2 protein-coding genes and 1 pseudogene are annotated in these 2924 nt (G+C 31.5%); 1 reads left to right on the forward strand and 2 read right to left on the reverse strand.

Annotated elements, in window-relative coordinates; genetic code table 11:
* The coding region (locus AC1DUW_RS24840) for a hypothetical protein (protein ID WP_477643724.1) at positions 1 to 571 on the forward strand (571 nt) is incomplete at its 5' end.
* Between the two features lie 998 nt (positions 572 to 1569).
* Here AC1DUW_RS24840 and AC1DUW_RS24845 read toward each other — a convergent pair.
* Together AC1DUW_RS24845 and AC1DUW_RS24850 are read right to left on the reverse strand one after the other, a co-directional pair.
* The gene (locus AC1DUW_RS24845) at positions 1570 to 1734 is read right to left on the reverse strand and encodes a hypothetical protein (protein WP_161804911.1); all 165 of its coding nucleotides are present in this window, start codon (positions 1732 to 1734) and stop codon (positions 1570 to 1572) included.
* Positions 1735 to 2723: 989 nt separating this feature from the next.
* Positions 2724 to 2924 (reverse strand): annotated as a pseudogene (locus AC1DUW_RS24850) (HIT family protein); the annotation flags it as partial.

Below are 2924 nucleotides of genomic sequence, written 5' to 3' on the forward strand. Positions count from 1 at the left end.
TCCATTTTTAATACTCTTCTTGTTATTAGGTATTACTAAGTGGTGGAAAGAATTCCGCAGCGAGATAACTAGAAATCAAAGAGATATCGTAATCGAATTCAATCAATTTGGTTTAGAGCAGCTAGAGGAATATGCAGGTGCGACAGAAGAAGAAAAAATTCGCCTGTTTAATATTTGGAATGTGGAATTAAATCAACTAAGTCAGAAGCTAAACAAAACGAAGACTTGGCATATCCCACTCCTAGAAGATAATAAGCTAAAAGAAAGACAACTGAACGAGTTAAAAGAAAATATATATAGGTCATTAGTTGATGCTGCTAATTCGAATGAATATCAGTACGGACCGACCGATTTTGAAAATATAGGCACGTATGAACGAACGGTTGCAACTTTCTTTGAAGAAGTGCAAGAACAAACAGAAATCAGGGATAAAGAACAATCCTATTACTCATCGAGTCTAAAAACAAAAATCATCTGGTTCTCATTATATATTGGACTCGCAATTTTCTTAATGTTAACAAGCAGATATTATGGTGATTTAATGGAACAATACAAAACGTTTTTGCCTTAATTTATTATCTAAGGGGGACCTCATTATGATGGTCCCCTTTTAACTTATCCAATTTATTATTGATTAGGCATTGTTAAACATTAATATTGATTTTGTACAAATAAAAGAGACCGCTTGTGTTTAACGGGTTCAGTTTTCGAGTACAAAAAGAGAATTCACATAAGTATTAGCACGGATTTAATATATAAATTCGTTACTTTATTTTTGTTGGTATATCGATGTTTACTCAGCTTTGATAGACAAAACGACACCATAATTATCAAACAAATTGGCAACAGTCTGATAGACAGCTGACTTAGTATAAAACGGTTATTAATTTGAATGTTAATCCGTAGACCATATTAAATTTAAGACTCATTTTTTATCACAAAAAGTACATTTAATGTAAAATTAAACGGTAAATAAGATACACAGTAGACTATTATAACGAAGTAAGAGAGGAAAATAGTATGGAACAATGCTCTTTTTGTAAAATAGAAAAACTTGAAAATGATTTTTATATGTATAGTAATCACCATATGACTAGGGGGAGAGTTCAAAAAGGTTATGTTTGTAAACGTTGTAGTGATATGACATATGGTGATAAATGGTATCCATTATAGGTTATGATGAAAAATGTGAAATTAGTAATCATGGCTATGTTAGAGAGTTAAGAGAAAACAGATATTTTAACATAACGCGGGTACAAAATGCTGGTACAAGCTATGTGTATTTAACTAAAAATAGTAAGAGCATGAGAAAAAATATTCGTTCATTAATGAAAAGGTTTTGTACGGAAAGATGAACAATACGAAAATATTGTTTCGTATTATTGATTGGAAATTTTAAAATTAAAAAAGCAGTTGGATGTGATTCCACTGCTTTTTCTATTGCTAATAATTATTTGTTTCTTAATGTTATTCGTGTTGTGAATTTCAAGTTTTGTACTTCAAAACCGAACCCGTTAGCTTATTAAAATAATTTTTATTGCCTGTCATCGGGCTCTTCCATATCACCCATTATTTTTGATTCTTACTAATATGATTAGCTATATATAAAAGTAAACCAAAACCCCCGCCAACAAGTACCTTAAAACCTGAACCAACAGCTACCCACTCCAAGGCGTAAAAAACTATCACACCGAGAAGAACATATGAAAAAACTGTATCAATCTTAATCAACATCTAACCTTCTCCCTTTATTTGACGTACAATATAAATTCTATTTCAAATGCATTATCACTAGTTGAACTAAACTGCGCCTTAGTTCCATAGCTGCTGAACACCTCCTCGTATTGAAGTAGAGCGCCTGTCAGTTAAATATCCGTTATCCCATAAGGTTAGATAAAATGTATAGAAAACCATAAGCCCCTAAAGAACTAAAACTCGCAAATATAACCGCAATTGATAAATAAGAAATATAACCAGATTTCTTTCTCGACTGAAACAAATAAAGAATAGATAAGCTTAAACTGATAATAAAAAAGACAATCCATAGATTGTTTAATGTAAAAGTTTCAAAATTGATAAGATAATTCGCTATGTAGATAACATTAATCAGGAGCAATAAGATTAAGATAAATTTTTTCATATTTACATCATCCTTTCACCGTTTTGGCTATCCATATTTTAATAAGAAATCCGATAGTTTAATAAAGAAAGGGCTGACGTAAGCTAACGCATCTGTTAGTTGAAAAGCTATGCTTTTTATTTTGGGTGTTTTCGTATAGATTGTTGCTATAAGGGGGCTTAACACTCCTTTTAAAAACATTCAATCAAGAATACAAGAAGGACTAGCACACCTAATAACGTCATAAAAAACGTTGTGATTAGCAAGGTATGGCGTAATGGTGACTTTATTTTGAAGACTATATAGCAAAACAAAATCCCTAACACCAATGCACTTAGAGACCATATTTGTCCAAACTTTGTATCCAATTTATCTGTCATAAAAACCAATGCATACAAAACAAGCATATGAATAGTAACAAGAAGTATACAGATTGTATTTAATATTTTAGTGCTTTTTAAAATTTCCATATTTCTCCTCTACCATTCTCTAAATTATACCATTTCCATCTTCAACTATCCTGCCCCTTTGGTTTCATTTGAAAAAGGCACGGCAGAAACCACTGTTATTGAAGTAAAGCGCCTATTATCGGAACAAGGAAGGGTTAAGTGTTTAGTTCTTTTTTTAAAGCCTTAATCCCGTCAATTACACTTTTTATATTTTCATCATTATTTAATTTGTCTCTTGCGTGGAGTAAAACTGGTCTAACAGATTCCACCGAACGTCCAAAATCGTACATCCATTCATATCGAGGAACCATCCAAATATGAAAATGGTGGGTAGTATCTTCATTGTAAAAGTAATA

Source organism: Peribacillus sp. P4_C12, from assembly GCF_056402095.1.